This is a genomic window from Mesorhizobium sp. M7A.F.Ca.CA.004.04.2.1 (genome assembly GCF_004022825.1).
Lineage (GTDB): Bacteria > Pseudomonadota > Alphaproteobacteria > Rhizobiales > Rhizobiaceae > Mesorhizobium.
On sequence record NZ_RZPH01000934.1, the window covers coordinates 1 to 2,376 of the forward strand.

Below are 2,376 nucleotides of genomic sequence, written 5' to 3' on the forward strand. Positions count from 1 at the left end.
GCCCTGCCGGGCACTTCTCCCCGTCACTATATGGGGAGAAGTGCCCGGCAGGGCGATGAGGGGCAGCGCAGACCTGCAGCTGTTGGTGCGGTTGCACCGATCGCCAAGACCGCCTAACAGAAGGCTGAACAATCAACCTTCAGGTGCGAAATCCGCATGACCGGCCTTAAGCTTATCGCGCTAGACGACCAGGACCTGAGCATCGTTTCGGCTCATGTCCAGGATGCCGTGCTGAAAGTCAGCGACCTCGAATTCCTGCCTGCGGCCAAGCGTTTCCTGCTGACCATGAACCGTTTCGTCTGGGAAGCAAAATCCGGCCTGTTTCGCCAGCACAATGAGCGACGGCAGGCCGTGCTGCATTTCGACCGCGTGCTCGGCGCCAAGACCAGCGGCATCGACCGCGACAAGCCTGCGGAAGTCTTGTCGCTGCTGGCGATCAGCTTCATCGAGATCAGCAAGCCGGCCGGCATCGTCGAGCTGATCTTCTCGGGCGGCGGTGCGATCATGCTCGACGTCGAATGCATCGAGGCCCGCCTTGCCGACATCGGCGGGGCGTGGGAAGCCACCTCGCGCCCCATCCACAAGGCCTGAGCGTCCGATGGCCATCACGCTTCGTCAGTCCGACGCCGATTTCGAGCAGCGTTTCGCCGCCTTCCTGTTGACCAAGCGGGAAGTGTCCGCCGACGTCGATGCAGCGGTGGGCGCCATCATCGCGCGCGTGCGCGCCGAGGGCGACGCGGCGCTGATCGACTATTCACGGAAATTCGATCGCGCCGATCTGGCTGGACTGGGCATTGCCGTTTCGAAGGACGACATCGCCCAGGCCTACAAGGCCGCCGACCCAAAGACGATCGAGGCGCTGGAATTCGCGCGCGACCGCATCCGCTCGCATCATGAGCGGCAGCGACCAAAGGATGACCGCTATACGGATGCCGCCGGCGTCGAGCTCGGCTGGCGCTGGACGGCGGTCGAGGCGGTTGGGCTCTATGTGCCGGGCGGCACGGCGAGCTATCCAAGCTCGGTGCTGATGAACGCCGTGCCGGCCAAAGTGGCCGGCGTCGAGCGCATCGTCATGGTCGTACCGGCGCCGGGCGGCATCATCAATCCGCTGGTGCTGGTGGCGGCCGACATATCAGGCGTGTCGGAAATCTACCGTGTCGGCGGCGCGCAGGCGATCGCCGCCCTTGCCTACGGCACCGAAACGATCAGGCCGGTCGCCAAGATCGTCGGCCCGGGCAATGCCTATGTCGCGGCGGCCAAGCGCCAGGTGTTCGGCGCCGTCGGCATCGACATGATCGCCGGGCCGTCGGAAGTGCTCGTCGTGGCCGACGGCAGCAACGATCCGGACTGGATCGCGGCCGACCTGCTGGCCCAGGCCGAGCACGATGCATCGGCGCAATCGATCCTGGTCACCGACGATCCAGCCTTCGGCATCGCTGTCGAACAAGCCGTCGAGCGCCAGTTGCAGAGCCTGCCACGCGCCGAGACGGCGGCGGCGAGCTGGCGTGATTTTGGTGCGGTGATCCAGGTGTCGACCATCGACGCCGCGCTGCCGCTGGTCGACCGCATCGCCGCCGAACATGTCGAACTGGCCATCGACGACGCCGAGGGCTTCCTGTCGCGGATGCGCAACGCGGGTGCGGTCTTTCTCGGCCGCCACACGCCGGAAGCCATCGGCGACTATGTCGGCGGCTCCAACCATGTGCTGCCTACGGCGCGCTCGGCGCGCTTCTCGTCCGGTCTGTCGGTGCTCGATTTCGTCAAGCGCACGTCGATCCTCAAGCTTGGACCGGAACAGTTGCGGATCTTGGCGCCGGCGGCGATTGCGCTGGCCAAGGCGGAAGGCCTTGACGCGCATGGACGCTCCGTCGCCATACGGTTGAACATGTAGGCGGCGATGTCTGGCCCCGATCAAACCCGCGCCAGGCTGATCGATGTCGAACTCGATGAATCGATCGGCCGGTCGACACCCGATGTCGAGCATGAACGCGCGGTGGCGATCTTCGACCTGATCGAGGAGAACAGTTTTCAGCCCGTCAGTGACAGCGGCGACGGCCCTTACCGGCTGAAACTGTCGCTGGCCGAGCAGCGCCTGGTGTTTGCCGTGGCGCGCGAGGATGGCACCGCCGTCGTCACCCATATCCTGTCGCTGACGCCGCTCAGGCGCATCGTCAAGGACTATTATATGATCTGCGAAAGCTACTACGACGCCATCCGTTCCTCGACGCCGAGCCACATCGAAGCGATCGACATGGGCCGCCGCGGCCTGCACAATGAAGGTTCGCAGACGCTGATGGACCGGCTGTCCGGCAAGATCGACATCGACTTCGATACGGCGCGCCGGCTGTTCACGCTGGTCTGCGTACTGCACTGGCG

Annotated in this window: 3 protein-coding genes; all 3 read left to right on the forward strand. The window is 65.0% G+C overall.

What is annotated here, in order from left to right; translation table 11 throughout:
* The first annotated feature begins 156 nt into the window (after nucleotides 1–156).
* Nucleotides 157–591 carry a DUF2948 family protein gene (locus EN893_RS29400; RefSeq protein WP_127268680.1) on the forward strand — a complete coding sequence of 145 codons (435 nt, stop codon included), beginning with the start codon at nucleotides 157–159 and terminating at the stop codon, nucleotides 589–591.
* Nucleotides 592–598: 7 nt separating this feature from the next.
* Entirely contained in the window at nucleotides 599–1,891 is a 1,293-nt protein-coding gene (hisD, locus tag EN893_RS29405) for a histidinol dehydrogenase (RefSeq protein WP_127272355.1), read from the forward strand.
* Between the two features lie 6 nt (nucleotides 1,892–1,897).
* Nucleotides 1,898–2,376, forward strand: a 479-nt coding sequence (locus EN893_RS29410; protein WP_164901211.1) for a UPF0262 family protein, incomplete at its 3' end; no start/stop codon positions are given.

Bases quoted from the DNA above. Each gene is read 5' to 3' on its own strand.
- EN893_RS29400 (WP_127268680.1), top strand. From the start codon at position 157: ATGACCGGCCTTAAGCTTATCGCGCTAGACGACCAGGACCTGAGCATC.
- hisD (WP_127272355.1), top strand. From the start codon at position 599: ATGGCCATCACGCTTCGTCAGTCCGACGCCGATTTCGAGCAGCGTTTC.